Here is a 24,173-nt window from a genome sequence, read left to right as displayed (position 1 = left end):
GTCTTGCGCCAATGGCGCAAGGCCCCGATTCTGTTATCCGCAGGGTGTTTCCGCATCCGCGCGGGTAATCACGCCTGCGGCTGCCGAATCGCCGAGCGGGTCCGGGTGCCGATCAGCGTGGAATGATGGACATCAGAACCATCACACGGATCGAGGACCCCATGTCGATTACGTCGCTGCCAGTGCTCGATCTGTCGCTTGCGCAGAACCCCGACACCGCCGAGCAGTTCCGCACTCAGCTCCGCGAGGCCACCCACGAGGTCGGATTCTTCTACCTGGTCGGCCACGGAATTCCCGACGAACTGCAGCGACGCCTCCTCGCCGTCGCCCGCGAGTTCTTCGCGCTACCGACTGCCGAGAAGCTCGCGATCGAGAACGTCCGCAGCCCGCACTTCCGTGGGTACACCAGGCTCGGCGGCGAACTGACCGAAGGCAAGCAGGACTGGCGCGAGCAGATCGACATCGGCGCCGAACAGCCCGCGGCCGAGCGCACCGACACCTCACCGGCCTGGGAGATCCTGCAGGGCCCCAACCAGTGGCCCGACGCCCTTCCCGAACTCCGCGACGTCATCACCGAGTGGAACGACACACTCACCTCGATCGCATTGAGCCTCTTACGCGAATGGGCGGTAGCCCTGGGCCAGGATGCGAACATCTTCGACGACGCGTTCGCTCACGATCCGTCGATCCTCATCAAGGTGGTGCGTTACCCGGGCCGCCCGAAAGGTGCCGGCTCCCAGGGCGTCGGCGGGCACAAGGACGCGGGTGTACTGACTCTGCTCTATGTCGAACCGGGCAAGGGCGGTCTGCAGGTCGAGCACGACGGCGACTGGATCGACGCCCCGCCGATCGACGGGGCGCTGGTGGTCAACATCGGCGAACTTCTCGAGGTCGCTACCGGCGGCTACTTGAAAGCGACTGTGCACCGGGTAGTTTCACCCGAAGGTGACGGTGAACGTATCTCGGTGCCGTTCTTCTTCAACCCGAACTACGCAGCGCAGATCCCGGAGTTCGACCTACCGCCCGAGCTGGCGGCGCGCGCCACCGGCGTCACCGTGGACGCGAACAACCCGATCCACGATTCCTACGGGGCGAACGCCCTCAAGAGTCGACTACGCGCGCACCCCGATGTCGCGGCCCGATGGTGGCCGGACATCGTTGCGGCACAAAGTGCTACCTAGGGGATGGGTCAAAGATCCATCGCAACTTTCCACGCCGTGTGCATCGCACCTTCGATGTAGTCGACGTTCACCGCGTCACCGACCACGTGCACGTCGGAGACGACGCCGATCAGAGCGTCGGCCAGCGGCGCTTGCGCTGACACCCCCGACGCGACGACAACCATGTCGGCCGGAGCGGTCAGTGTCTTTTCACCGGAACGGAATTCGACGAGTTCCTTCGTGATTCGCTGGACCGTTGAATTGCGGTGAATGTCCACACCGACATGCTTGGCGTGGCGCACAGCCGTCCAGCGGCGCGGCATCGCCATCGGAATACCCAACTGCTGGCCTTCTTCGATCAGCGTCACATTGCGACCTCGCTCGGCCAGGAACTCCGCAAGCTCGAGTCCGACAAGCGAACCACCGATCACGACAACGTCCTTACCCATGGGCAGGAACTTGCGGGTCACAGCTCGAATCGCCGCGGGGCTCTTGGTGATACCGGACAGCTTGCCCAACTTGGCCATCGTCCGCAGGAACGGCGGCACCTGTGAGACGTCTCCCGCTCCGGTCATCAACGCGCGCAACGAATCACCGGTGTGCACGTGCGGCAAGCCGCCGCCCGGAACACTAGGCCGCTCACGAACTGCACCGGTGGCCACGACTACGGCGTCGGGGTTCAGTGCCCGGATCGAAGCAACCGAGGCTTCGGTCTTCAGTCGAACATCGACACCGAGACGCTCGATCTCCACTTTCAACCAGCTGAGCAGACGCCCGTTGTCCGGGGTAGTGAGGCTCGAGAACCACAGGGTGCCGCCGAGGCGATCGGATTTGTCCAACACCGTGACTCGGTGCCCACGTTCAGCGGCCACGCGAGCCGTTTCGAGACCACCGGGGCCCGCTCCGACCACAACAACGTGTTTCGGGGTGCTGGTCCGAACGAAGGGGAGCAGCGCTTCGTTGCCCAGGGCAGGGTTCACCGCGCACAGCGGGGTCTCGTCCCAGAAGTTCTCCTGCACGCAGACGTAGCAATTGATGCAAGGTCGAACCCGCTCGGGTACACCGTCTTTGAGTTTGTTCACTAACTGTGGGTCGGCCAGGAGCTGACGGCCCATTGCGGCGAAGTCCGTGCGACCTTCCGCGATCATCTTCTCGCCGACCTCGGGGAGCATACGTCCGACCGTGATCACGGGGATCGATATCGCCTGCTTGATTCGCGTTGCATTGTCCGTGTAGTAGCCGACCTTGTCGGGCAGGGGGCCGTCGGTGAAGTTGGCAAAAGCATTCAGCGCGGTACCGGTGACATGAATGGCGTCAGCGCCGGCCTCTTCGAACATCTTGGCGGCCGCAGCAGCCTCGTCGACGGTCAGCCCGTCGGTTTCGCCGTACTCTTGACCGGCCAGACGCACGATGACGGCAAGCGCACCGCCGATCTCCTCCTTGACCGCCCGAATGACCTCACAAGCCAGGCGAGCACGGTTCTCCATGGAACCTCCGTACTCATCGCTGCGCTGATTCGTGTACCGACTCAGGAACGCTCCGAGGACGTAGTTGTGGGCACAGTGAATCTCGACGGCGTCGCCGCCCGCCGCTTTCACCCGTCCGGCAGCCTCGGCGAACATGCGGACGAGCCAATCAAGATCTTCCTTGGTGGCCTCGTGGTAGGTCGCCCTCTTGCCCTCGTTGATGGCAGCCATCTTGCCCAGTTCTTCGGGCGTGCAATCGGCCATCGCACTCATGTCACCCGGCGGCTTCGGTGTGGACGGGACCAGCTGCGGTCGGCCGTCGAGGGTATCGATGCGCGCCACCTTGCCGTGGTGTGTCATCTGCACACAGAGCTTGCTGCCTGCGTCGTGCACCGCGTCGGCCAGCGCTTTGAGTCCGGGGATGAACCGGTCTTCGGAGAGCCCCGGTTCCTTGCGGCTGGTGCAGCCCAGCGGGTACGCAACAGCGCAGCAACCGGTGATGATCAGACCCGTTCCACCGGCCGCACGAGCCACGAAGTGGTCGATGTCGCCCTTTTCGATTTCCCCGTCTTCACACAGGTTCATGTCCATCGCAGGGAGAACCACGCGATTGGGCACGGTCATCGGGCCGATGGTGCCTGGTGCGAGCAGGTGCGGAAAGGTCTGGCTTCGGATCGTCACGAGCAGACGCTAGAACTGGACCACGCCCATCCGTTGCCGCACTCCCGATCAACGAGACTTCACGCGCTGTGACGTGCGAGGCACTCGGCTATCACCTCGAGCGCATATTCGAGGTCCGCGGATTCCACTCGCCCGTAGCCGATGACCAATCCGCCGGGGTCTCCGTGCGTTCGGGTGGACTCGACCAGGGTGGGCACTTCGACGCCGTGTTCAAGTGCCTCACGAGCGACGGTGGCTGCCAGATCCGCGTCGAGCATGAGCGTCGTGTGCATGCCGGCGCCGAGACCCCGCAGTTCACCGAACGATGACAGCGCTTCCTCGACCGCCCGATCGCGCTCCCGGTACCTGCGCCGGGCGGTACGTACCGCCCGATCCCATTCGCCGTCACGGAGCAGGGACAGGAGTGCTTGCTGCAGCGGAACCGACGGGAAGTCGCCGATTCGCTTGCGGTGTACTGCTATGCGGTCGACCAGGTCGAGGGGAGCTACCAACCAGCCCAATCGAATTCCGGCGCCGAGCGTTTTGGCAACCGTTCCGAGATACACCACCCGATCAGGAGCCAACTGGGCGAGCGCAGGCAAAGGCGCTACGTCGTAACGGAATTCGGAGTCGTAATCGTCCTCGAACAGGACGACGTCGCGGGCGCGGGCGAACTCGATCAACTGGTTGCGCCGACCTACCGGAAGCAGCCCACCTGTCGGATACTGATGGGACGGTGTCACATACACACCGCGGACGCTCTCCGACGCCGTTTCGAGTTGGTCGACACAGAGACCATGAGCGTCGACGGGCACGTCGAGCAGCGACCATCCACAGGCTGTTGCGGCCGAGGACGCATACCGGTATCCGGGATCTTCCATCGCCAGAACAGCACCACGGGTACGCAGAGCCGACAGGGCGAGGCCGAGACCATGCGTGGCACCTGAGGTGATCAGGATTCTCTCGGGTTCAACCGACATTCCGCGGGCTCTTGCCAGCAATTCCGATAGTGCCGAACGCAATTCGTAGTCACCCGCAGGATCGGGATCCTCGAATGGTGGCGGTTTGGACCCGACATCACGCCACGCCCGCCGCCACGCTGCCGATGCACGCGGCGGTGTCCACGGCACGCCTGGCCGGAGCTGCACCCTGGGCGACATCTTGTCGGCGGTCTTCTTCGGTGTAGTCGTGGGAGTGACCGCGGGAGAGGGCGCCTCGGCAACGAAGGTGCCCGAACCGTGTACAGCGACAAGCCACCCCTCTGCGATCAACTGCTCATACGCCCGTTCCACGACGCCCCGCGCCACCTCGAGCTCCGCCGCCAGCTTCCGGGAACTGGGTAACCTCAGTCCCACTGCCGCCTTACCACTGCGGATATCAGCTCTGAGGTGGTCGGCAATCTGGATCGGGAGCGCCCGCCGATCTGTCCGGTCGAGGACGACGGCCACCGCCGAAGGAAGAAACATTCTGAACCCTCTCGGAAGTGGCAAATCGAAGTGGCCTATCGAAGTCTCCACTGATTGGACCATGACTTGAAGCCACTTTGCCACCAGGATTGTCTGCATGACAGATTCCGTTGTCTTTGCTGCCCCTGCTCCTGCCCCCACTGCACCTATTCCGCTGTCCCCGACAGCACGTACGACGCACAAGCGCGCCCGCCACCACGGCGTCGCAGAACGCGCGGCACTCGTCGACGTCTTGCAGTCCGCGAAGCTGTGCCACATGGGCGTGACCGTCGGCGGAGTTCCCATGGTGTTTCCCACCGCGTACGGGTTCGACCTCGACGGCCCTGACCGCGGCGGGTCTATTTATGTTCACGGCTCGGTGGCCTCGCGAAGCTTGGCTCCGGACAGCGAAATCTGCGTCACCATCACGATCCTCGACGGGCTCGTGTTGGCTCGGTCGGGCTTCCACCACTCGATGAACTACCGCAGCGGCGTCATCATCGGATCACCTCGAGTCGTGACCGACGGCGACGAGCGAGTGAAGGCTTTGAATCTGATCGTCGACCAGGTGGTTCCCGGACGTTCCCAACACTTGCGGGATCACACGCGCAAGGAAATGGCGGCAACCATCGTTCTTGCACTGCCGTTGTACGAGGCTTCCGTCAAGGCCCGCACCGGCGGCCCCGGCGACGATGCCGCCGACATTGGTGTCGAAACCGTTTGGGCTGGAGTAGTTCCCGCAGCTACGCACTTCGGTGAACCGATCCCGTCCGAGGATCTCGACTCAGGTGTCGCGCTTCCGGACCATATCTCGACGATGCTCTGACCGCACACGCGACTCCGACAAACGCAGCTCGCACCGGGGCATGGCTATGCCCCGGTGTGTACGTATTCAGTTGCGCCCGTTCAGGCTGCTGTAGGTGGGCTGTTCCCGCCGATCGGGTGCTGATCGATCGACATCGGTGGATAGAACACCGACTTCCGATCCGGGCCGATCTCCACCCGCCACTCCGTATGATGCAGCGTCCGATGATGATGACCGCACAACAAGATCAGGTTGTCGAGATCTGTTGGGCCACCATCACCCCAGTGAACAATATGATGGGCATCGCACCACCCCGACGGAGTCCCGCACCCCGGAAACGCACACCCACCATCCCGCACCGCCAACGCCCGCCGCTGCGGAACCGTCGCCGTTCTCGCTTCCTTACCGCAGTCGAGCGGAACACCATTCTCGTCCAACAAGATTCGGGTGACGGTGCAGTCGCACGCCAACATCCGGGCAGTGTCGAGGCTGATCGGGCCCACCCAATCCGTCCACGCAAACCCCAACTCCTCGGTGGACGGCAACAGGTCTTTCAGAACTTTAAGGTCCGTCATGTCTTTCGCGCTAGCGGTAACGGTGATGTGCGGTTTCACGCCGCCCTCGATCGGACCCAACCCCGCCCGCTCATACCGCCGCAACAATTCACAAAACCCGTCCGCACGCCGTAATGCCGGCGTGCGGGTGTCCTTCACGCCGTCCTTCTCCGGCGTCGGAGCCGACAGACTCGACAACAACGTGATCAACCGCGCCCCGTTCACAGCATCCAGATCACCCTTCACAGTCACTCTGCCGTACAAGCCTTTCGAGGCGTAGAACTCGTTGCGCTCCGAATCCTCCCCGACCGGAACACCGTCCTCACGCTTGCCAAATTGCTTCTCGATCCGCCGAATCGCCGCCCGCACCGCATCACAATCCGCAATGTTCTTCGACGCCAACCCCAACAGAATCCCGCGAGCCTTGTCCACATCCGCCAGGGTCATATTCTTCGGCGGATGCTGACAAAACGACGCCACCTGCCGCGCCTTCAACGCATCCACATCACCCCGGTGAAACGCATCGCCGACAACGGGTTCGAGCATCAGCAACCGCGCCAACCCGACCAGCAGGCTGCACTCGCCGATCTCGAGATTCGTCGAACCGTGCAACCACTGCGCGATCGCCCGAAAACCCTTCCCACCGAGAACCTCTCGGGAAAACATCTCCACAATCAGCAACACCATCCGCGACTGCAACTCGTGCCGAGCGTGCACCAGATCGAGAACCTCACTCTTGAGGTCCTCGCCATCCAGTTGCCACGCATCCCGACTGTCCATGCAGCAATCGTATTCGAACACAGTTTCGAATACAAGAGAATTTCGAGATGAAACTAGCTGCTAATCAACAACTTTCGCATTCCAGACAGAACGGGCATGTTCTTGGGTGACTGTGGAAACCTCCGCTTGGCCGCCCATGAAGGGCCGGACAAGATCCAGCGGCAAGGGGAAGACAACGGTGGAGTTGTTCTCGCTACCGATCTCGTGAAGCGTCTGTAGATAACGCAACTGCAGGGTGGTCGGATTGCGGCTGATCACCTCGGCCGCCTCGGCGAGCTTGGCCGAAGCCTGAAACTCTGCGTCGGCGTTGATGATCTTGGCTCGACGTTCACGTTCGGCCTCAGCTTGCCTGGCGATGGCGCGCTGCATGTTGGCTGGAATCTCGACGTCCTTGATCTCGACGGTCGTGACCTTGACGCCCCACGGTTCGGTCTGCTGGTCGATGACTTTCTGCAGATCCTCGTTGAGGCGTTCCCGTTCGGATAGCAGCGAGTCCAGCTCAGCTTTACCGAGGATGGAGCGCAGTGTGGTCTGGGCGATCTGCGAGGTGGCGGCCAGAAAGTCCTCGACTTCGACTATCGAACGGTCAGCGTCGACGACCCGAAAGTACGTGACGGCGGTGACCTTCACAGGAACATTGTCGCGGGTAATCACTTCTTGGACCGGTATTTTCAGCGTGACGGTTCGCAGACTGACCCGTTCCATGCGATCGATCGCCGGCACCAGAATCACCAGGCCTGGGCCTTTCAAGGTGATCAATCGGCCGAGGCGGAACACCACCGCGCGCTCGTACTCGCGCAGAACTCTCACCGACATTCCCACAAGGACTGCAATCAGCACGACAAACACGGACAACATGACAAGCACGGTGGTCATAGCGGCAGCTCCCACGGTTCACGACGGCGCACTTTCAGAGTCAGGCCTCGTACCTGCTCTACGACGACGAATTCGCCCACGGCAGGCACGGAGTCGTCGTACCCGAATTCCATTCGAGCACTCCATAATCCGCCGTCAAGCTCGACCTGCCCCTGCACGCCCGTCCAACTGCGAACGGTCGCGTCGGAACCGACAAGAGATTCCGTCCCGGTACGCACGGGAGCGCGGCGCGCGGTAAGCGCTTTTCGACTCGCTACCGCCACCACGCCCAGGCCGACTACCGCGACCCCCGCCGTCACCGGGATCGCGATCAATTGCCCGATACCGTCGGATGTGAAAAGCATCCAGACGCCGGCACCGATCATGAGTGCTCCAAGCACACCGAGCACCCCCGCGGTTGGGGCATGCGCCTCGACCACGATCAACAGGACGCCCAGCACCAGGGCAACGACACCGATCGTCGTCATCACTCGTCTCCACGCTCGCGAGGACGCGGTCACGTCGCGTAGCCATTGTGCGATCGCGCCCTCGGCTTCAACGGTAATCACGTTCGGCCGGATCTGCCACAAGCACTTCACGCCAGTTCAGAGAAGCACTTCACCGATCTGTCGCGCAGTCACCTTGGCAAGGTCGGCGAGGAACGGAATCCGTTCGTCGATCATCAGCTCGACCGGACCACGAAGCCCGAGAGCGTAACGCACAGTGCCGGATCCATCGATGATCGGAATTCCGATCGTTCGGTAATCCGGGGTCAACTCCTCGTCGTTGAATCCGTATCCTCGCTCACGAGTCAGTTCCAATTCCCGGCGGATACCGGCAACGTCGGTGATCGCACGCTGAGTGGTCGCTTCACGTGGCAGCGCAGCGAGCTCGGAATCGTCGACATCGGACCAAGCCAGAAAGGCCTTCCCCAGTGCGCTCGCATGCAAGGGAAGGCGGACACCTTGGAGCACGTGCCCGTCGGCCTCGCGCCACCGACTGAATCCGAGCAACACCACCTCACTTCCGCTTCGCACTGCCAGGGAGGCGGATGCTCCTGTCGTCGCGGCCAATTGCTCCAAATAGGGCTCGGACAGATAGATCCGATGCTGCCGGTAGGAGACCTGTCCGTAAGCCGCCAGCGCCGCGCCGATGCGATACCGACTGGTTGCGTCGTCCTTCTCGAGGAACCCCGCGTCGACGAGAGACTGCAGCAATCGATGCGTGGTGCTGACCGCAAGCTCTTGTCGCCGCGCAACTTCCGAGACTCCCAGTTCTTCGCCACTGCGAAAACATGTGAGCATGGTCAGGGCACGGGTTACCGTCTGAACTCCCGCGCCGCGTGCGTCCGTCACGAACGATCCTTTCGCTGTGGCCTGATCGACCTGAGAATCGGACGCTAACACGGACCCAGCAGTCCGGCCATCCTTTCCATCAGGTGGAAAGGAACCAGACGACGGTCCATAAAAGCCCAGATGAACAGACTTCCGATGTTGTCAAGATTTCCAATCTCCAGAAAACAAACGGGGGTAAAACGGACAGGCACCCAATAGCGTCATCGTCGTCAGTTCTGACGAATCAACGCCTGAAGGAGCCACATACATGTCCCGCTTCCGCCGACTGCCACGAGCTGCCGCTGCGCTCGCCATGATCCCGCTGGCCGGGTTGGCGGTGGCGTGTGGGTCTTCCGATTCCGACAGCGCCGCAGGCAATTCCAGCGCCGACTTCACGCTCAAAGTCTTCGATCCCGGAAACTCCGGTGCCATCGCCGTCGGCAAGCGTGACGGAACCTACGACGAGGCGCTGGCACCGCTGGGTGCAAAGATCGAATGGGTCAAGACCACACCGGGATTCAGCTCCAACCTCAAACTGTTCAACAGCGGAGAACTCGACATCCAAACCGGCGCATACAGTCCCGTCGTCGGCGCACTGTCCAAGGACGTGGGTGTCCGCATCTTCGCCACGTCCGACCCGTACAACAAGGACCAGGCCGGCATCATCGCCACTCCGGAATCCGGAATCAAGACCGTCGCAGATCTGGCCGGCAAGCGCATCGCCGTCAACCCTGCAGGTAAGGGCGAGTACATCACGCTCAAGGCCCTGACACAGGCCGGAGTGCCGATCGATTCCGTCGAACGCGTTCCGCTGCAACAGGCTGACGCGGCGTCGGCGTTCTCCACCGGGCAGGTCGACGCGTGGGCATCGTTCCTGATTCCGTATCAGGAGGCGAAGGCCAAGGGCGCGGTCGAGATCGCAACCGAGGCGAGCATCGACTCCGTGGACAGCACCATCATCGCCGGCCGCACCGCAGTACTCGAAGCCCATCCCGAGGTTGTCCAGAAGTTCCTCGAGGTCACCCAGGAACTCACCGCGAAGCAGCAGGCCGACCCAGCAGCCTTCGAGAACGTCTTCGAACAGACCGGTCCGCGTGCACTCTCCGGACAGCGACTCGACGACGCGATCACCCTCGGCGGCCAGATCACCAACTTCCGCTACCCGACTGCAGCCGACGCTACCGACCTCGAATCCATCTCCACGCTGTTCGCCGAGAACAAGGTGATCCAGCAGCCCCTCAAGGGCAGCGATGTGATCTTCGACCTCCAGGGTGCTGTGGCAGGTTCGGCAGCGGCAGCGCCCACCACCGAGGGGAAGTGACCCGATGGTGACGCTGACCCGGCCCGCACGAACGGCGTCGCCGTCAGTGGAGCATCCGCAACTCGAAACGCCCCGCTACCGGCGCAATCGCAGCAGGCCCAAGTGGGTCTCGATCCCCCGCCGCTTCCTCGTGCCCGCGCTGCTGGTTGCCGGATGGTGGATCGGATCCGCTACCGGACTGATCCGCGAAGAGATCCTGGCCGGACCTCCGGCGGTGTGGACGGCATTCGCCGAGCTGTACCAGTCGGGTCAGTTGGTCGACTTCGGTCTCGCGTCGCTTCAACGTGCTGCACTCGGTGTTTCGGTCGGTGTGATCGTCGGATTGGTGCTCGGGGTTCTCTCCGGTCTCTCCTCGCTCGGCGAAGAACTGATCGACGGGGCCATGCAGATCAATCGCGCGGTCCCGTTCCTCGCGCTCGTTCCGTTGTTCATCGCCTGGTTCGGTATCGACGAAACTTTCAAGGTGGTCCTGATCGCGGTCGCGACCGTCGCCCCCATGTACGCGTACACCTACCTGGGAGTGCGCGGGGTCGATCGCAAGATGGTCGAAGCGGCACAGGGTTTCGGACTGACAGGTTGGCGACTGGTGTTCGGAGCGATTCTTCCGACCGCCCTCCCCGGCGTTCTGATGGGGCTTCGAATCTGCCTGTCGCTCAGCATCACCGGATTGATCGCCGCCGAGCAGGTCGGCACACGTGAGGGCATCGGATACCTGGTCACTCTGGCGCAGGAATACAACCGCACCGACTACATGGTTCTGTGCATCGTCATGTACGCGGCGCTGGGTCTCATCTTCGACGCCGTGGTCAGGCTGATCGAGCGGTACTCCATGCCGTGGCGGAGATTGTCGGTGGCGCGATGACGAACACGACCGTCGGCTCGCTGCCGACCACCGAAGCACCACTCCCGCCGCTGGCAACGCGTGAGCGGACCGGCACCACTGCGGCCGAACGACGAGCCGGATCACCAGTGGCAGTCTCACTCACCGGAGTGCGGAAGTCGTTCGGTGACAAGACTGTTCTGGGAGGTATCGACCTCGAGATCACACGCGGAGAGTTCGTCGTTCTCCTCGGCCCCAGCGGCACCGGCAAGACGACCCTGTTGCGAGTGCTCTCCGGTTTGGAAGCACCGGACAGCGGCGAGGTGCTGGTTCCGCGCGACCGCACGGTCGTCTACCAGGAACCGCGATTGATACCGTCGAAGCGAGTTCTGGCCAATGTCACAGTCGGACAGAAGCGGTCACGTCAGGTGACCGACAATGCACGCAACGCACTCTCCGAGGTCAACCTCGCGGACAAGCACCGTGCCTGGCCGGCCACCCTCTCCGGCGGCGAGGCCCAACGCGTCGCATTGGCGCGCGCTCTCGTTCGCGAACCTGAACTATTACTGCTCGACGAACCGTTCGCGGCCCTCGACGCTTTGACCAGGCTCCAAATGCAAGACTTGGTAGGCGATCTGGTCGCCCGCCACCGTCCGGCTGTACTACTCGTCACGCACGACGTCGACGAAGCCGTACGACTTGCCGACCGCGTGCTCATCCTCGACAAGGGCGGGTTTGCCGTGGACGTCGACATCGACCTGCCACGCCCCCGCGATCGAAACGATCCCGAATCTTTGCGCTACCGAGCGAGTTTCCTGAAGGAACTCGGTGTCGGCCGCACCTTCCCCGACGGACAGGACAGTCATGACATTGATCGCTGATTCCGCAATCGACACACTCTGGTACACCCGCTGCCCCGTTCCCACCGCCAGCGGTCTCGCCAACAGTCTCGGTTGGCTCGACCGGACGGCAAACGAATCCGGAGTGCGTTTCGGCGTACTGCAAGATGCCGGACCGGAATTGGCAGTGCGCCATTTCGATCACCACCTCTCCGGACTCATTCGCGAGGGCGGCAACGTCCCCGCACTGGCCGCGCGTGCCAGTGGTTCTCCGACGCGGCTCATCGGGCTCACCTGGATCGACGAGGCCCAGGCGATCCTGGTGCGCGGAGACTCCGACATCCGAGAAGCAGGTCTTCTGGCCGGCGCTCGGATCGGAATCCCGGCCTGGGCGGCGGATCAGGCCAGGAGCTTTCCTCGCGCCATGGCCCTGCACGGCTTCGCCTCCGCACTTCGACTGGGCGAGTTGAGTTTTGCCGACGTCACCCTCGTCGAGGTTGCGACGACCGCAGCCCCCGAGGTCCGCACCGCCTCGTCCACCCGCAACACGACGTGGGGTGTCGAATCCCTGCTCCGCGGCGACGTCGACGCCATCTACGTCAAGGGTGCCCGCGCCCAGGAAGTTGCCCGCGAACACGGCCTCGTCGTGGCCGTCGATCTCGATTCCACTGCATCCCTACGTGATCGCGTCAACAACGGCACCCCACGACCGATCACAGTTCATGCCGACCTACTCGAACAGCGCCCGGACATCGTCGTCGGTTTCCTCGCCGAGAGCCTGAGAGCGGCGGACTGGGCCGCAGCCAATATCGACGAGGTCCGAGCCGTGCTGCAGACCGAAACACAGTCCGGGCCCGAAGGTGTGGTGGCAGCGTACGGCGAGAACTTCCACACCGGACTGCATTTGAGCCTGTCGGACGAGCGTGTGGACCTGCTCGGCGTGCAGAAGCAATTCCTGTATGCGCATGGCTTCCTTGCCGCCGACTTCGACCTGCAGTCCTGGGTGGCGCACGAACCACTGGAACAGGCACGCGCACTTGTCGCCGCGCAGAAGGGCACAGAAGAATGACGGACGTCTACTGGGAGCTGCCCTCGCGCGGTGACGGACGCCGGGCCGTGGCCGCCCTGAACAGTCGCGGCGGCTTCGGGCCACAGCGACCGACTACCGTCGCGACCGATGTTCGCCCCGGAAACTTCGGGCCCTTCGACGAATTGGCACAGATCGTTCTCGCAGCCGAACTGTCGGGCGTCGACGGCGTTGTCGCACCGTACGATCCGAATGGCGAAGAATCCTGGATCGTTGCTGCCGCCGCCCTACGTCAGACGCGTCATTCGCGAGTGGTCGTGGAGTTTCACCCCACTTTCGGCACCCCCGTCTACGCCGCCAAAATGTCGGCGACACTTCAGCGCCTGTCGGCAGGTCGTCTCGAATGGCGAGTGAAGGTAGAGACGGACCCCGAAGACGCCGCTGCTCGCGGAGACGTGGTTCGAGGAGCCGACCGCAACGCGCGCGCCGCGGAGTTCCTGACCGTCGCACGCGGCGTGTGGAACGAGGAACAGATTCTGCCCGGCGGATTCGGCGGCACGGGTTACGACTTCGACGGCGAATACTACGACGTACTCGGCGGCGGATTCCGAGGCATCTTGTCGGGACTCCGTTTTCCCCGAGTACATCTGACCGGAGACTCACCGGAAGCTCTGGAACTCTCGGCCCACCATGCCGATGTCCATCAGTTCACCCTTTCCGGTGACGAGTTGTCGACACGGATCACCACCCTCGACGACCGAGCATCCGAACTCGGCAGGACCGTCGAGAAGGTCCTGCGCATCCCGATCATCGCGAGGGAGACAGCCGACGAAGCCTGGGCTCGCGTCGAACGGCAACTGAGAGAATCCGATTCCGCTGCACTCGAGATCGACCGGGGCGGCATCCTGTGGTCCGGATTCGACCGCATCGGCTACGAGCACAGTATCGGCCTCGTCGGAAGCTACGAGGAAGTGGCGCAGCGATTGTCGTCGTATCGCGATCTCGGCGTGGACGGTTTCGTCCTGTCAGGTCGGCCACACATCGAAGAGCTGCACCGGGCGGGCGAGCATCTCCTGCACCTGGTCGATCCCGAGGGTCGGATCCGCAAGGAAGAGAAGGCCACCACAGAAGAGAAGGCCACCGCATGAGCATCGATTTCTATTGGCGGATCGGGATGGAAGGCGACCACGCGTCGCTGCGTACTCCGCGTCGCTACAACCGCGGCGATGCCGGTGGATACGGGCCGGGCAACATCGCTCCCGCGATCCGCGGCGGCGAGTTGGACGGATACAGCTACATCGACCACATGGCCGCAGTGGCAAAGGCTTCCGAGTCTGCCGGCTTCCTCGGTGGACTGCTGCCGTCCTTCCCGATGACCGAGGATCCGTGGGCGACCGCAGCAGCGTTGGCCGCCGAGACCACCACGTACCGTTTCATGGTCGCGTTCCAACCGGGGTTCCTTCACCCGGTACAGGCCGCGCGGATGTCGGCCAGTCTGCAGCGAGCAACCGGCGGACGTCTGGTTTACAACATCATCAGTGGTGGAGGCGGCGCGCCTCAGCTGTGGTGGGGCGACAAAGTCGACCACGACGATCGCTACACCAGGACATCCGAGTTCCTCGATGTCCTCAAGGGTGTGTGGGACGGCGAACCTTTCGACTTCGACGGTCGCTTCTTCCAAACCCACGGCGCTGCACTTCCACCCGGACTTGCCGGCCAGCCGTTTCCCGAGGTGTACTTCTCCGGGTCTTCGGCAGCAGCCGTCGCCGCCGCCGGACTGCACTCCGATTACTACCTTTCCTGGCTGGAGCCGTACGCCGATCTGAGAGCCAAGATCGACGGCGTGCGGGAGAACTCGGCCAAGCTGGGACGCACCCCGAAGTTCGCCGTACGCATCGACGTCGTTGCCCGGCACACCGAAGAAGCCGCGTGGGCCGAGATCGAGAAAGGCTGGGCCTTCGTCGACAAGGGGGCCGCCGACCGTGCAGCGCAGGGTGACTCGGTGGGCGCCGCCCGCATCAAGGGGTGGGTGCCCGAACACATCACGGGTTACCGAGATCTGGAAGTACAGCCCAACGTGTGGTGTGGCTTCAGCCTCATCCGTGGCGGACCGGCGTTCGGACTGGTCGGCAGCTACGAACAGGTCGCCGAAAGACTCGACGAGCTGCGCGAACTAGGCGTCGACGCCTTCATCCTCGCCGGTAACCCGCATCTCGAAGAGGCATACCGCGTCGGCGAAGAAGTTCTTCCCCTCCTGCAGCGCACCCCGATCACACCTTCTGGACTGGAGACTCGATGACCACCACCGAAACTCGACTCGACGCCGATACCGCAGCATTCGTCGAAGCAGCGCGCAAAGCAGCAGACAAGGCATTCGACGTCTTCCGCAAGACTGGAACGGTTGCAGCCAACGGGACCGTGAACTTCGTCGAACGCGTACCCGGCACCGAAATCGCGGTCGCCCTGAACGACCCGGGACCGTGGGCGGACGATCCGTCGGTGTCACCGGTTGTCGCTACGTTCGATGGAGAGGTGCTGTCCGGCAACGGATCGGCCGGTTTTGTCACCGGCTACGCGTCAGTGTTCCGTGAGCATCCGGAAATCACCAGCGTTGTCCACATCCACACTCCGTGGCTCGGCGGTTGGGCCCAGACACACCGGACGCTACCCATCCGATATGCGGCTTCGCAGAGGCTGACGCTCTCCCGAGAGATTCCGCCGCACATCGATCGGTCCCGTTCTGCGGGCGAGTTCATTCTCGAGCGTCTCGAACACGATCCCGATCTGGTGGCGATCTTCGAAGCCAACGGCGGGGTCAACGTCATCGGCCGCAGCGGGTTGCTCGACCTCGCGAAGTTCGTCGTCCTCCTCGAGGAAGGCGCGCAGTTCCAGGCGATCGCCGAAACCCTCGGCGGTTCGGTCGAATTCGATCCGTCCAACCTCACGGTCCAGTGGGGCCGTAGCGGACTCGCCGACGAGGCGCGTCGACGCGGCCTCATCTAGCCACCCTCATCACTGATTCAGAACAGGAAACCGTAGATCTCATGACCGTTCGCGTCGGATACTTCCCACACAACAATTCGCTGTTCGTACTGCGCCACACCGGAATCCTCGAGCGCCGTCTCCCCGATGTCGAGTGGGTGGACCTGCGTGAGCTTCCCGCCAAGCCTGCAGTGAACCCGGAAAACGCCTTGCCGGCCCTGCACTCGGACTGGCTGTTCGAGGAGGGCGGATACGATGTGATCGGAACCGGATTCACGCCGCCGGTCACCGGATTGGCTCAGGGCCGCGATCTCGTCTACATCGGAATCTCCGGCCCCCGCGTGGAGAACGGGCGCCTGGTAGTCAAGGCAGAGTCCGAGATCAACACGGTAGAGGACCTGCGCGGCAAGCGCGTCGGCATCGCGCACGGATCATGGCAGACCACACTTTTGTTGTTCGCCTTGGATCAGGCGGGGCTGACCTGGTCCGACATCGTCCCTGTCGACACCGACGTGCGCGGTGGTGGAGCGGACCTCGTCGACGGCACCATCGATGCCTGGGTAGGGGCGTACCCGGGGCTGACCGACATCGAAGCGAACCACGAACTGCGCACGCTGATCGCCACCGACGGACTCTTCAGCCACCCCTCACTGTGGTTCACCCGGCGCGATTTCGCGGATACCAACCCGGAGGCCCTCCAGGCGATCATCGAGGCCCTGCAGGAATCCGACGCCTGGATCGAAGCCAACCCCCGCGAAGCCGCGCAGATCTTCGTCGACGACATCGAGAAGCGTGGCGGGTCCGCGAGCATCGATGCCTGGGAAGCTGCACTGCGCGGACGTCCTTTCGGTGTCAACCCGGTCACCGACGAGTTCCTCGACGAGCAGCAGCGCGCGGCCGATCTCCTGCTGAGCAACGGACTACTGCCGCAGGCGGTCACCGTCCGCGAAGCAGTCGTGCCGTGGATCAGCGAGTTCGTCGGTTCGGATCGTTCGTCGATCTGAGGGCCCACACCTGACAGATCCGCTTCACACGTGACAGATACCGAACGGTCTGCCATTGTGAAGAGATGCGGCGGCGCGTGGGTGAGAGTTGGTCCACGCGACCAGTCTCAGGGGTAACCCCTGGGTCGGCCAGAAGAATTGGATACTGCGTCCACCGGCGTTCGGCACGCTCCGCGTGCTTGCCGCCGCACCGGACAAAGGATTTGGTCACCCCGCCCCGTCGCATCCCGGAGTCGAATCATGCGTGACTTCGAGCTCGATCCCGAGTTGGCGCGTCGTCTGGCCGTTGCGGCTGCTGACGCTCCGTGGACCCTCAGCGGCCTCGAGGAGGCATTCGGAACCGTCTTCGGTGTTTCCCCGACGCTCCTGGCCGTGCGCGTTCTCGACCTCATGCCCGCCCCACCGTTCGAACCGCAAACGCTGTACCGATTGCTTCGCGAACTACCTCGCCTGCGGCCTGTTCCTCTCTCACTGGACACCAATGAATCTTCGGTGTGGCGGTTCGACGTTCCCCGCTACAACACCAGTGTGGACCTGGCTCGTTCACTGGATCTGACGATCTCCGAACTCGAGTGGTTTGCCGACCGAGGGGAATGGCTCCGCACGAAACCCCTACCGCTACGCCACTACCGGCCCATGCAGATCAGCAAGAAGACCGGCGCTCGCCTCCTCGAGGTACCGAAACCTCGATTGCGCGAAATTCAGCGCAAGATTCTGCGCCGCATACTCGACCTGGTGCCCCCACACGACGCGGCACACGGATTCGTCCGTGGTCGAAGCCCTCTGACTTTTGCAGCGCCGCACGCACAGTCGGAAATCGTGATCGGTGTGGACCTCGCGCAGTTCTTCCCCTCGATCACCGGCAGCCGCGTTCACGCCGTCTTCACAGCCCTCGGCTATCCACCCGCAGTGGCGGGAGTTCTCACCGGATTGTGCACTGTTGCAACACCTGCCGATACCCTGCGCGGCCTACCGTATGCACAGGCATCACAGCTACGCACCGCGCATCTTCCGCAAGGCGCGCCAACTTCGCCTGCACTGGCGAATCTCGTCGCGCGCAAACTCGATATCCGCTTGAGTGGACTCGCACAAGCGAACTGGCTCACCTACACCCGATACGCCGACGACCTCGCCTTCTCCGGAATCGAAGTTGCCGACGTCGGAACCCTCCTCTGGAGCGTCGAGCAGATCGCCAGGGACGAAGGGTTTGCCATCCATCCACGAAAGACCAAGGTGATGCGCCCTCATCGACGCCAACACCTCACCGGGCTGGTGATCAACGACCAACCGTCGTATCCGCGTGACGACTACGATCGCTTGCGTGCCCTGCTGCACAATGCCGCCAGTACTTCTGCGCAGGAACAGAATCGGGACGGAATCGAGAACTTCCGCGCCCACATCTACGGCCGGATCGCGCACATCGGCGAAACCAGCACTACACGCCGACGCACATTGCTGCGCCTGGCTGAACGTGTGGATTGGGACGGTTAGTGCCCGCGAGCAGTCAGACCCGCGGTGTGTACGCCATGCATTCGACCTCCATGTGCGCACCCAGCGCCAGTCCATCTGTTCCGAACGCACTGCGGGCCGGCAGTCTCGACGCCGGGAAGTACTCGAGGTAGACCTTGTTGAACTCCTGCCAACGAGACATGTCGTCAAGCATGACAGTGCATTTGAAGATTGCTTCGACGCCGTAACCGTAAGCGATCAGCGAAGCCACGATGTTCTCCATGGTCTGTCGAGCCTGCGCTTCGAAGCCGTCGGCCAAAGTCCCGTCCGGGAGCATGCCGATCTGACCCGACAGATACAGAACGTCTCCGACGCGCACTCCGGTGGAGAACGGCGTATCGAAAGCGGGTGGGATGAACTCGACGGTCTGAGATGAATCCATTAGATCTCCTCGGAGTTGGAATATGCGTGACGAGTTGGTGTTTCAGCGCACTGGGCGGGCACGAACATCGGCCAGGAAGTGCGCCACCAACTCGTTCCACGCGTGTGGGTCCTCGAAGTAGGGGGAGTGGCCGCGGTCGGCAAGTTCGACCACTTCGGCGTGGGGCAGGAACTCGGCGGCGCTGCGAATCCGCTCGGGTGTCATCAAATCGTCCAGCTCACCCGCGATCAGCAGAACCGGCGCCGTCACCGCGGCAAGATCGCTCGGCGAGTAGTTGTGGGCCTTGAGAATTCGGAAGAACTCGGTGTCAGGTGGGCGATGACCGAAGGTGCCGAGAGCTTGGTACAGGTATGCCCTCGCCATGTCCAAGCTCGGCAACCGTCCGCCCACAGCGGGGTGTTCCCCCAGTGGCCGCGCCGTGACGGGCGCCGCGGTGAGGGGAGGTGCGCCGTCCGGACCGAATCCGACGGGAATGCCGCCGGTCGTGCAGGCCAGGACTACCGACTCCACCCGCTCCGGAACAGCGATCGCGGTCCCCAATGCGGCCCAACCGCCCATCGACTGGCCGACCACGTGCGCTCGATCGACCTCCAACAGGTTCATGATTTCGATCAGATCCGAGACTGCCGCTACCGGGCCGTGGTTGCCCTTTTCGTTGGTGGACCGTCCGAATCCTCGCTGATCCCAGCTGATTACCCGATAATGCTGAGCGAAGTACGGTACCTGTTGGTACCAGACCGCGGCGTTGCCGCCGAGACCGTGCGTGAGAATCAGATCCGGGCCTTCGCCGGCAGTCTCGTACCAGACCCGTTCGCCGTCTGCGACGGTGATGAAGCCCTCGGTCCGTGAAATCATCCTTCTTCTCCTGTGTCGGACGGGCGCTTGCCCGAAGTGTGGTCAGTGAGGAGTTGCTGCACTTCATCGGTGGCCCGCAGCAGGTGTTCTTCGACCATTCGCGTCGTTTTCGCATCGAAGTCGGTATCGAACCCGATCACCGTCAACGCGCAGAGCGGAGATCCCTTGCGGGAAGACACTGCACGCGAGACCGAACCGATGATGTCCTGAGATCGTTTGTGTACAACGGCGAATCCGGTTTTCTGCGTCTCGGCTATGTCGGCGAGAAAGCCGGTGGGGCCTTCCAGTGGATAGCCGCTCTTCTCCACCATCGCCAGGTAGGGCGCCCGGGTGTTGTCCTCGAGTGCCGCGACCAACGCGAGCGGACCCGCGAACCGGTGCGGCGGAAGCAGATCCCCGAGCATCCGAGTGATCATCTTGAGTCTCTCGGGACGCAGCGCCGCGATGATCCGCGTTCCGCCGCTCTCGAGAACCTGCAGATTCACCATCATGTCGGTGCTCTCGGACAGCACCCGCATGGTCGGATCGCACAAGGCCGCCAACGAGTGCGCTGCCGCTTCGTGGGAAACCTGCAGTGCAGCCGGGCCGGGGAGATAGCGACCGTCGTAGCGGAAGACCCAACCACGGTTCGCGAGTTCTCCGAGCACTCGGTGCGCAGTCGGGCGGAGCATCCCGACTTCTTCTGCCAGTTCGCTGAGCTTCATCGGCGTGGTCGAGCGCGCGATGGCCTCGAGTAGATCCAGCGCTTTGTCGACGGCGGACGCAGAACCCTTCGTCATCCGATCCCCTCCCGGTGCCGTGGATGTACCCGGCGATCCGAAATCTCGTGTTCTTGGAAAACCCTTGGCATTCGTCTTGGAAATTACTATAGTCACAACAATCGTTCCGGCGTACGGAATTCTTTGAGCGTCTTCACCTTCCCACCGGATTACCGGCAAGGAAGTCATATCTTTCCCAGCGAGAGGCTTTCGGACATGACGGTTGGACATACCCTTCGGTCGACACCACGGTTCAGAGTTGTTGCCCTAGCTGCGGTCGCGACCGCAGCATTGGCACTGACCGGCTGCTCGAGCGACGCCACGGCCTCCGACGACGGGGGCACCCAGACCACCACGATTCGAATCGCGCCTCAGCCGATCGCAGACTTCGCACCGATCTGGCTCGGAATGGAGCAGGGATACTTCACCGACGAAGGACTCGACATCCAACTCGTCGAGGGCGGTGCTAGTTCCTCGGCTCAAATTCCGTTGCTGCTCAGCGGAAATGCAGATATGGCAGCCACGACCGCCGCCGCCGCAATTCAGGCACGCAGCCAGAACATGCCCGTCACCATCGTCGGAGGACTCACGAATTTTGCCGCGAGTGACGGCGTCGACCAGTCCGGCCTCGTCGTCGCCAAAGACAGTTCCATCAGCGGCTTCCGTGACCTCGAAGGCAAAACCGTTGCGATCAGCGGATTGAAGTCCGTCAGCGAGGCAGTCATCTCTGCTGCGGTGGAGAAGTCCGGTGGAGCAGCGGACAAGATCTCGTTCATTCAGGCGCCCATGCCCAACCTCGGCGACCTTGTTTCCACTGGCGGAGCCGATGCGGCATTCCTCATCGATCCGTTCCTGAGCAAAGCAACCGACTCGGGGCTGAAGATCCTCGGCCACCCCTTCCCCTTGGCCGCGCCCGGTGTGCCAGGGACCTCGCTGGTCGCTTCGGAATCGTTTGTCGACGCGAACCCGGACTCACTCGCCAAATTCCGCACGGCGCTTGCCAAATCCGTCGACTACGCCAATCAGAATCCGGGCGCCGTCAAGGCTGCGCTCTCGACACAAGCCAAGATTCCGCTCGAAATGCTGGCCAACAGCAAGAATCCTCAGTTCGTCGCAGTAGTGGAACCGGGTGCTCTCGGCACGGAGATCGAACTGCTGGTCAAGTACGGGGTACTGACGGATTCGGTCGAGGCCGAATCCCTGCTGACACCGGCCAACTGAGTTGTCCGCCTTGACAACCCTGCAGACTCGCCGCAGGCAGGTTCTGCTCGGTCGGCTGCTGACGCTCTTCGCGTTGGGAGCCGCCTGGCAGATCTTCGGAATGCTCGGCGACGAGGACGTCAAAGGTATTCCGAAGTTCAGCGACGTGGCAGTGGCCCTTGTGAACGAACTCGGCACGTCCTCGTTGTGGACATCACTGGGACAAACGGTGACCACCACAGCGATCGGATTGGCGCTGTGCCTGGTCATCGGGATCCCGGCAGGACTGCTGCTCGCCGCGCACCCGTTCCTGACGGTCTCCTCCCGTTTCGTCATCGACTTCTGCCGAACCGTTCCGCCGCTCGCAATCATTCCGCTCTTTCTGCTGATCATGGGCCCGACCCAACGGATGGCGGTGGCGCTGATCGTGGCAGTAAGTGTGTGGCCGATTCTGCTCCAGACGATTCACGGTGTGCGCAACGTCGACCCGGAACTGCTGGCGACCGCACGCTCCTTCCGACTTCCGCTGTGGCGCAGACTCGCTCTCGTCGTCGCACCGGCGTCGATGCCCTACATCTTCACCGGAATTCGCATCTCGGCAACACTGAGCTTGCTGCTGACCATCGGTGCAGAATTGATCGCCGGCGTGCCGGGACTCGGTAAGGAGATCCTGCTGAGCCAATCCGTCCCCGATCGAATGTTCGCACTGATCATCGTCGCCGGACTACTCGGAATGCTGCTCGCCTTCGCCGTGATGGCGATCGAGAATCGTTTACTTGCTTGGCATTACATCCCGAGGAGGATGACGACGTGAAGATGATGTCAGGACTTCGACTCCTCGCGTGGGAGTTGTGGCTGCCGATCTTGATCGTCGTCGTATGGTACTTCGGTTCGGAGTCGAGCAAGTCACCCTACTTCCCGCCACTGTCGCGTATCTGGAAAGCGTTTGTGGACAACTGGTTCGGTCCGGGATTCGCCCACGACGTCGTACCGAGCTTGACCAACCTTGCCTTCGGTCTCGCCGTGGCACTGGTGGTCGGCATCGGCGCCGGTCTCCTGCTGGCCCTGTTCCCGCTGGCTGCCGATATTGCCGATCCGTTTCTCCAGTTCTTCCGCGCCATTCCGGCGCTGGCCGTATTGCCCGCCCTCTTCATCGTTTTCGGAACCGGTTCGACGGGTAACGTTGCCGCCATCGCCTTCGGCGCGGTCTGGCCGATACTCCTCAACACCCTCGACGGCATTCGCTCCATCGACCCGAGTATCCGATTGGTGGCGCGCAGCTACCGGATCCGTACACCCCTCCTGGTGACGCAGGTACTCCTCCCCGGAGCGATGCCGCAGATAACAGTCGGTATCCGTACCAGTCTCGCGATCGGTGTCGTCATCATGGTCGGCAGCGAAATGTATGTCTCCACTGCAGGAATCGGTCACTTCGTGATCGTCGCGCAACAGACATTCGCCATCGCGGACATGTGGTCCGGAATTCTCCTGCTGGGAATCATCGGATACGTGCTCAACCTCGGATACGGCGTGATCGAACGATGGTTGCTCAGATGGCAGCCGCGGACCCACGACGCTCTCGCAGTGAAAGGAAACTGATGTCATCCACAGAATCTGCGGCATCGATACCCGCAGTCGAACTGAGCGGCCTCGGGGTGACCTACGGCGGCCCCACCGGCCGCGAAGTGCTCCGCGGGATCGACCTTACGGTCGCACCGGGAGAAATCGTCTGCATCGTCGGCCATTCCGGCATCGGCAAAAGCACGCTGATTCGTTGCATCGCCGGTCTGCAGAAGCCAACCACCGGTGACGTCCGCATCGCCGGGATCGCGATCGATGCACCGCCGGCCACTCTGGCTCTCGTGTCACAGGACTACGGACGCACACTGATGCCGTGGCTTCGAGTGGGCGAGAACGTTCGCCTGCCGCTGCGGGGCAACAGTCTGGCGCGGAAGGTTCAGAACGAGAGGGTTACCGATGCACTCGCCGTTGTCGGTCTAGGCGGTGCTGCGCGTTCCTACCCCTGGCAGTTGTCCGGCGGAATGCAGCAGAGAGTAGCGATAGCTCGCGCTCTCGCCTATCGGCCGCAGGTACTCCTCATGGACGAACCCTTCGCGTCGGTCGATGCGCAGACCCGCGCGGAACTCGAAGACCTGCTGCTGACGCTTCAACGTGATCTTGGTATCACCGTCCTCCTGGTCACCCACGACGTCGACGAATCGGTGTACCTGTCCGATCGAGTGGTCGTACTCGGCGGAACGCCGGCATTGATGCAGGACATCGTCGACGTCCCGTTGACCGGAGCTCGAGATCAACTGACCACCAAGGCGGACCCACTGTTCATCGAGTGCCGTACCAGGGTGCTGTCCGCAATCCAGCAGTCCAAAACGGTGGCGCCCGTGTAGTGGGCACCTCGC

The 24,173-nt window shown here is 62.8% G+C and carries 24 protein-coding genes; 15 read left to right on the top strand and 9 right to left on the bottom strand.

The window, feature by feature from the left end; translation table 11 throughout:
* The first annotated feature begins 122 nt into the window (after nucleotides 1-122).
* Nucleotides 123-1,181 carry an isopenicillin N synthase family dioxygenase gene (locus AC1DVN_RS27245; RefSeq protein WP_019746062.1) on the top strand — a complete coding sequence of 353 codons (1,059 nt, stop codon included), beginning with the start codon at nucleotides 123-125 and terminating at the stop codon, nucleotides 1,179-1,181.
* An 8-nt stretch (nucleotides 1,182-1,189) separates the two neighbouring features.
* Here the strand turns inward: AC1DVN_RS27245 and AC1DVN_RS27240 are convergent, their stop codons facing one another.
* Together AC1DVN_RS27240 and pdxR are read right to left on the bottom strand one after the other, a co-directional pair.
* Nucleotides 1,190-3,307, bottom strand: coding sequence for an oxidoreductase (locus AC1DVN_RS27240; RefSeq protein ID WP_477994446.1), 2,118 nt, complete (start codon nucleotides 3,305-3,307; stop codon nucleotides 1,190-1,192).
* 59 nt (nucleotides 3,308-3,366) lie between these two features.
* Nucleotides 3,367-4,752, bottom strand: a complete 1,386-nt coding sequence (gene pdxR, locus AC1DVN_RS27235; RefSeq protein WP_477994445.1) for a MocR-like pyridoxine biosynthesis transcription factor PdxR — start codon at nucleotides 4,750-4,752, stop codon at nucleotides 3,367-3,369.
* A 97-nt stretch (nucleotides 4,753-4,849) separates the two neighbouring features.
* On the opposite strand from pdxR, the gene AC1DVN_RS27230 reads away from it, so the two are divergent.
* Nucleotides 4,850-5,557, top strand: coding sequence for a pyridoxamine 5'-phosphate oxidase family protein (locus AC1DVN_RS27230; RefSeq protein ID WP_477994444.1), 708 nt, complete (start codon nucleotides 4,850-4,852; stop codon nucleotides 5,555-5,557).
* An 80-nt stretch (nucleotides 5,558-5,637) separates the two neighbouring features.
* Here AC1DVN_RS27230 and AC1DVN_RS27225 read toward each other — a convergent pair whose 3' ends face one another.
* The 4 genes from AC1DVN_RS27225 to AC1DVN_RS27210 all read right to left on the bottom strand — a co-directional run bounded on the left by AC1DVN_RS27225 (nucleotide 5,638) and on the right by AC1DVN_RS27210 (nucleotide 9,080).
* Complete coding sequence (locus AC1DVN_RS27225; protein ID WP_477994442.1) at nucleotides 5,638-6,870, bottom strand: HNH endonuclease signature motif containing protein; 1,233 nt, start codon at nucleotides 6,868-6,870, stop codon at nucleotides 5,638-5,640.
* Nucleotides 6,871-6,930: 60 nt separating this feature from the next.
* Nucleotides 6,931-7,746, bottom strand: coding sequence for a slipin family protein (locus tag AC1DVN_RS27220; protein WP_477994441.1), 816 nt, complete (start codon nucleotides 7,744-7,746; stop codon nucleotides 6,931-6,933).
* Entirely contained in the window at nucleotides 7,743-8,213 is a 471-nt protein-coding gene (locus tag AC1DVN_RS27215) for an NfeD family protein (RefSeq protein WP_477994440.1), read from the bottom strand. Before AC1DVN_RS27215 ends, AC1DVN_RS27220 begins: the two co-directional genes overlap by 4 nt.
* A gap of 117 nt (nucleotides 8,214-8,330) precedes the next feature.
* A complete protein-coding gene (locus tag AC1DVN_RS27210) occupies nucleotides 8,331-9,080 on the bottom strand; it encodes an IclR family transcriptional regulator (RefSeq protein ID WP_020971387.1) in 750 nt (249 codons plus the stop codon).
* A gap of 247 nt (nucleotides 9,081-9,327) precedes the next feature.
* Here AC1DVN_RS27210 and AC1DVN_RS27205 point away from each other — a divergent pair, with 247 nt between their 5' ends.
* From AC1DVN_RS27205 to AC1DVN_RS27165, 9 genes are all read left to right on the top strand, one after another.
* Nucleotides 9,328-10,380: an NrtA/SsuA/CpmA family ABC transporter substrate-binding protein gene (locus AC1DVN_RS27205; protein WP_019746070.1), complete on the top strand. Its 1,053-nt coding sequence runs from the start codon at nucleotides 9,328-9,330 to the stop codon at nucleotides 10,378-10,380.
* Between the two features lie 4 nt (nucleotides 10,381-10,384).
* Nucleotides 10,385-11,242, top strand: coding sequence for an ABC transporter permease (locus AC1DVN_RS27200; RefSeq protein WP_477994438.1), 858 nt, complete (start codon nucleotides 10,385-10,387; stop codon nucleotides 11,240-11,242).
* On the top strand, nucleotides 11,239-12,081 hold the full coding sequence (locus AC1DVN_RS27195) for an ABC transporter ATP-binding protein (protein WP_031332129.1): 843 nt from the start codon (nucleotides 11,239-11,241) through the stop codon (nucleotides 12,079-12,081). Before AC1DVN_RS27200 ends, AC1DVN_RS27195 begins: the two co-directional genes overlap by 4 nt.
* Nucleotides 12,065-13,108 carry an ABC transporter substrate-binding protein gene (locus tag AC1DVN_RS27190; protein ID WP_019746073.1) on the top strand — a complete coding sequence of 348 codons (1,044 nt, stop codon included), beginning with the start codon at nucleotides 12,065-12,067 and terminating at the stop codon, nucleotides 13,106-13,108. The genes AC1DVN_RS27195 and AC1DVN_RS27190 overlap by 17 nt, the downstream gene beginning before the upstream one ends.
* Nucleotides 13,105-14,214 (top strand): LLM class flavin-dependent oxidoreductase, encoded by a 1,110-nt coding sequence (locus tag AC1DVN_RS27185; RefSeq protein ID WP_477994436.1) that lies wholly within the window; start codon nucleotides 13,105-13,107, stop codon nucleotides 14,212-14,214. The genes AC1DVN_RS27190 and AC1DVN_RS27185 overlap by 4 nt, the downstream gene beginning before the upstream one ends.
* Nucleotides 14,211-15,365: an LLM class flavin-dependent oxidoreductase gene (locus AC1DVN_RS27180; protein WP_003946051.1), complete on the top strand. Its 1,155-nt coding sequence runs from the start codon at nucleotides 14,211-14,213 to the stop codon at nucleotides 15,363-15,365. Before AC1DVN_RS27185 ends, AC1DVN_RS27180 begins: the two co-directional genes overlap by 4 nt.
* Nucleotides 15,362-16,069 (top strand): class II aldolase/adducin family protein, encoded by a 708-nt coding sequence (locus AC1DVN_RS27175; RefSeq protein WP_020909735.1) that lies wholly within the window; start codon nucleotides 15,362-15,364, stop codon nucleotides 16,067-16,069. The genes AC1DVN_RS27180 and AC1DVN_RS27175 overlap by 4 nt, the downstream gene beginning before the upstream one ends.
* A gap of 41 nt (nucleotides 16,070-16,110) precedes the next feature.
* Nucleotides 16,111-17,052: an ABC transporter substrate-binding protein gene (locus tag AC1DVN_RS27170; protein WP_182263177.1), complete on the top strand. Its 942-nt coding sequence runs from the start codon at nucleotides 16,111-16,113 to the stop codon at nucleotides 17,050-17,052.
* 240 nt (nucleotides 17,053-17,292) lie between these two features.
* Nucleotides 17,293-18,543: a reverse transcriptase family protein gene (locus AC1DVN_RS27165; RefSeq protein WP_080910782.1), complete on the top strand. Its 1,251-nt coding sequence runs from the start codon at nucleotides 17,293-17,295 to the stop codon at nucleotides 18,541-18,543.
* Nucleotides 18,544-18,556: 13 nt separating this feature from the next.
* Here AC1DVN_RS27165 and AC1DVN_RS27160 read toward each other — a convergent pair whose 3' ends face one another.
* The 3 genes from AC1DVN_RS27160 to AC1DVN_RS27150 are packed head-to-tail and all read right to left on the bottom strand — an operon-like array spanning nucleotide 18,557 to nucleotide 20,577.
* Nucleotides 18,557-18,943 (bottom strand): RidA family protein, encoded by a 387-nt coding sequence (locus AC1DVN_RS27160; RefSeq protein WP_477994434.1) that lies wholly within the window; start codon nucleotides 18,941-18,943, stop codon nucleotides 18,557-18,559.
* A 42-nt stretch (nucleotides 18,944-18,985) separates the two neighbouring features.
* Nucleotides 18,986-19,798 carry an alpha/beta fold hydrolase gene (locus AC1DVN_RS27155; protein ID WP_020909738.1) on the bottom strand — a complete coding sequence of 271 codons (813 nt, stop codon included), beginning with the start codon at nucleotides 19,796-19,798 and terminating at the stop codon, nucleotides 18,986-18,988.
* Nucleotides 19,795-20,577 carry an IclR family transcriptional regulator gene (locus tag AC1DVN_RS27150; protein WP_019746079.1) on the bottom strand — a complete coding sequence of 261 codons (783 nt, stop codon included), beginning with the start codon at nucleotides 20,575-20,577 and terminating at the stop codon, nucleotides 19,795-19,797. Before AC1DVN_RS27150 ends, AC1DVN_RS27155 begins: the two co-directional genes overlap by 4 nt.
* A gap of 195 nt (nucleotides 20,578-20,772) precedes the next feature.
* On the opposite strand from AC1DVN_RS27150, the gene AC1DVN_RS27145 reads away from it, so the two are divergent.
* From AC1DVN_RS27145 to AC1DVN_RS27130, 4 genes are read left to right on the top strand one after another with little or no spacing between them, the layout of a single operon-like run.
* Entirely contained in the window at nucleotides 20,773-21,777 is a 1,005-nt protein-coding gene (locus AC1DVN_RS27145; protein WP_060939381.1) for an ABC transporter substrate-binding protein, read from the top strand.
* A 10-nt stretch (nucleotides 21,778-21,787) separates the two neighbouring features.
* A complete protein-coding gene (locus tag AC1DVN_RS27140; RefSeq protein ID WP_174531779.1) occupies nucleotides 21,788-22,570 on the top strand; it encodes an ABC transporter permease in 783 nt (260 codons plus the stop codon).
* Between the two features lie 2 nt (nucleotides 22,571-22,572).
* Nucleotides 22,573-23,355: an ABC transporter permease gene (locus AC1DVN_RS27135; RefSeq protein WP_202022878.1), complete on the top strand. Its 783-nt coding sequence runs from the start codon at nucleotides 22,573-22,575 to the stop codon at nucleotides 23,353-23,355.
* Nucleotides 23,355-24,161 carry an ABC transporter ATP-binding protein gene (locus AC1DVN_RS27130; RefSeq protein ID WP_092765882.1) on the top strand — a complete coding sequence of 269 codons (807 nt, stop codon included), beginning with the start codon at nucleotides 23,355-23,357 and terminating at the stop codon, nucleotides 24,159-24,161. Before AC1DVN_RS27135 ends, AC1DVN_RS27130 begins: the two co-directional genes overlap by 1 nt.
* The last annotated feature ends 12 nt before the right edge of the window (nucleotides 24,162-24,173 follow it).

The sequence above is a fragment of the Rhodococcus sp. P4_E4 genome (assembly GCF_056401575.1).
Note: the sequence above shows the minus strand (reverse complement) of the source record. Positions and strands in the feature narration are given on the sequence as shown.